General features: G+C 72.0%; 3 protein-coding genes. All 3 read left to right on the forward strand.

Going from position 1 to position 3,280, the window contains the following annotated elements:
• Positions 1–1,296, forward strand: a 1,296-nt coding sequence (treS, locus tag ACWEKM_RS46155; protein WP_451627304.1) for a maltose alpha-D-glucosyltransferase, incomplete at its 5' end; no start/stop codon positions are given.
• Between the two features lie 31 nt (positions 1,297–1,327).
• On the forward strand, positions 1,328–2,713 hold the full coding sequence (locus tag ACWEKM_RS46160; protein ID WP_451627305.1) for a maltokinase N-terminal cap-like domain-containing protein: 1,386 nt from the start codon (positions 1,328–1,330) through the stop codon (positions 2,711–2,713).
• Positions 2,714–2,717: 4 nt separating this feature from the next.
• On the forward strand, positions 2,718–3,280 hold a 563-nt coding region (locus tag ACWEKM_RS46165; RefSeq protein WP_451627306.1), incomplete at its 3' end, for a GlgB N-terminal domain-containing protein.

Raw genomic sequence — 3,280 nt, forward strand, 5'->3', positions numbered from 1 at the left:
GACTACTACGTCTGGGCCGACGACGACAAGCAGTACGCCGACGCCCGCATCATCTTCGTCGACACCGAGGCATCGAACTGGACGCACGACCCGGTCCGGGGTCAGTACTACTTCCACCGTTTCTTCTCCCACCAGCCGGACCTCAACTACGAGAACCCGGCCGTCCAGGAGGAGATCCTGGCCGCCCTGCGCTTCTGGCTCGACCTCGGGGTCGACGGATACCGGCTGGACGCGGTGCCCTACCTGTACGCGGCCGAGGGCACCAACTGCGAGAACCTGCCCGCCACCCATGAGTTCCTGAAGCGGGTGCGCAAGGAGATCGACTCGCTGTACCCGGACACCGTGCTGCTGGCGGAGGCGAACCAGTGGCCGGAGGACGTGGTCGACTACTTCGGCGACTACCGCACCGGCGGCGACGAATGCCACATGGCCTTCCACTTCCCCGTCATGCCCCGCATCTTCATGGCCGTACGCCGCGAGTCCCGCCACCCCGTCTCCGAGATCCTCGCCAAGACCCCCGCCATCCCCGCCCACTGCCAATGGGGCATCTTCCTGCGCAACCACGACGAACTCACCCTCGAAATGGTCACCGACGAAGAACGCGACTACATGTGGGCCGAATACGCCAAAGACCCCCGCATGCGCGCCAACATCGGCATCCGCCGCCGCCTCGCCCCCCTCCTCGACAACGACCGCAACCAGATCGAACTCTTCACCGCCCTCCTCCTCTCCCTGCCCGGCAGCCCGATCCTCTACTACGGCGACGAGATCGGCATGGGCGACAACATCTGGCTCGGCGACCGCGACGCCGTCCGCACCCCCATGCAATGGACACCCGACCGCAACGCCGGCTTCTCCTCCAGCGACCCCGGCCGCCTCTACCTGCCCACCATCATGGACCCCGTCCACGGCTACCAGGTCACCAACGTCGAAGCCGCCATGTCCTCCCCGTCCTCCCTGCTCCACTGGACCCGCCGCATGATCGAGATCCGCAAGCAGAACCCCGCCTTCGGACTCGGCACCTACACCGAACTGCCCTCCTCCAACCCGGCCGTCATCGCCTTCCTGCGCGAATACGACGACGACCTCGTGCTGTGCGTCCACAACTTCTCGCGGTTCGCACAGCCGACCGAACTCGACCTGCGGGCCTACGACGGACGGCATCCCGTCGAACTCGTCGGCGGAGTGCGCTTTCCCGCCATCGGTGAACTCCCCTACCTCCTCACCCTCGCGGGCCACGGCTTCTACTGGTTCCGGCTCTCCCGAGTCGCATCCCGCATCGGCCGACGACGCTGAGCGCGCGGCGCCGAGGAAAGGACGCCTCACCATGCCGAAGACCGTTTCGCTCCGGCCGCGCGGCGCGGCCGGCCCCGACCGGCCGATGGCGCCCCTGGCCAAACTGCTGAGCGAGTGGCTCCCCCGGCAGCGCTGGTTCGCGGGCCGGGACCGGCCGGTCACGGACCTGGCCGTGCTGTCCATGACCGAGTTGTTCCCGGGCTGTCTGCATCTGCTGGTGCACACCGGGCAGGGCGGCGTCCCCGCGCCCGGCGGCACGCCCCCGGCCGGCGCCTGCTACCAGCTGCTGCTCGGCGTGCGCAAGGAGCCGACGCCGCATCTGGACCGGGCGTTCATAGGCCGGGTGCCGGACGGCCCGCTCGCCGGTGTCGCGCTCTACGACGCGTTGCACGATCCGCGCTCGGCCGCGCTGCTCCTGGAGCGGCTGCTGCGGCCGGGCACAGCGGGTCCGCTGCGCTTCGAGGCGGACCCGGCCGTGCGGGTGCCCGGCGGGCTCGCGCCGCGTCTGCTGGCCGCCGAGCAGTCCAACTCCTCGCTGGTGTACGGCGATGCGTACATCCTGAAGGTGTTCCGCCGGGTGGAGCCCGGCATCAACCCGGACCTGGAGGTGCCCAGGGCGCTGGCCGCGCAGGGCTGCACTCGGGTGCCCGCACCCGTCGCCTGGTTCCGGACGACCGAGCCGCGGCCGGCCACGCTCGGGGTGCTCCAGCCGTTCCTGACGGACGCCGCCGACGGCTGGACGCTGGCGCTGCGCGCGCTCGCCGCGGGGGACGGCTTCCACACCGAGGCATACGAGTTGGGGCAGGCCACGGCCGATGTGCACATGGCGCTCGGCACCGCCTTCCCGTCCGCAGGCACCGCCTTCCCGTCCGCAGGCAGCGGCGAGAACGGCCACACCGTGGCGGCGATGACCGCCCGCCTGGAGGCCGCCGCGCACTGTGTGCCGGCCCTCGCGCCGTTCGTCCCGGGGCTGCGCACCGCGTTCGGCGCGCTCGACGGCCACGACGCCGAACCCGCGGCCCAGCGCATCCACGGCGATCTGCACCTCGGGCAGGTGCTGCGGGCCGGGCGGGACTGGTTCGTCATCGACTTCGAGGGCGAGCCCTCGCGCCCGCTCTCCGAGCGGCGCAGCGCGCAGTCCCCGGTGCGGGACGTGGCCGGCATGCTGCGCTCCTTCGACTATGCGGCCCGGCAGCGACGCCCCTGGCACCCGGATTGGGCCGACCGCTGCCGGGATGCCTACTGCGCGGGCTACGCCGCCCGGGCCGGGTGGGACCCGCGCCGCAAGCACGCGCTGCTGCGTGCCCACGAGACCGACCGGGCGGTGTACGAGGTCGTGTACGAGGCCCGGCACCGTCCGGACTGGCTGCCCGTTCCCATGGCCGCGATCGAGCGGCTCGCCGTCAGGGGAGGCTGACCTCATGGCACTGCGCGACATCTCGCTCCCCGAGCCGTCGGGCCCCGTACCGCCCGCGGTCCTCCCGCTGGCTCCGGCCGACCGCGAGCGGCTGCTCGCGGGCGCCCACCACGACCCGCACGCCCTGCTGGGCGCGCACCCGGTGCCGGGCGGCACCCTCTTCCGGGCGCTGCGGCCCTTCGCCCGCGCGGTGAGCGTGCTGGTCGACGGGGCGCGCAGCGGGCTGGTCTCCGAGGGCGAGGGCCTCTTCTCGGCCGTGCTGCCGCACGCGACGATCCCGGTGTACACGCTGCTGGTCGAGTACGAGGACGCCGTGCACGAGACCGCCGACCCCTACTGCCTGCTGCCCGCCCTCGGCGAGCTGGATCTGCATCTGATCGGTGAGGGACGGCACGAGCAGTTGTGGCGGGCGCTGGGCGCCGAGCCCATGACGCATCAGGGCGTGACCGGCACCCGGTTCACCGTGTGGGCGCCGAACGCCCGGGGCGTGCGGGTCACCGGTGACTTCACCGGCTGGGACGGCACGCAGTACCCGATGCGCTCGCTCGGCTCCTCGGGTGTCTGGGA

The sequence above is a fragment of the Streptomyces sp. NPDC004752 genome, from assembly GCF_053601275.1.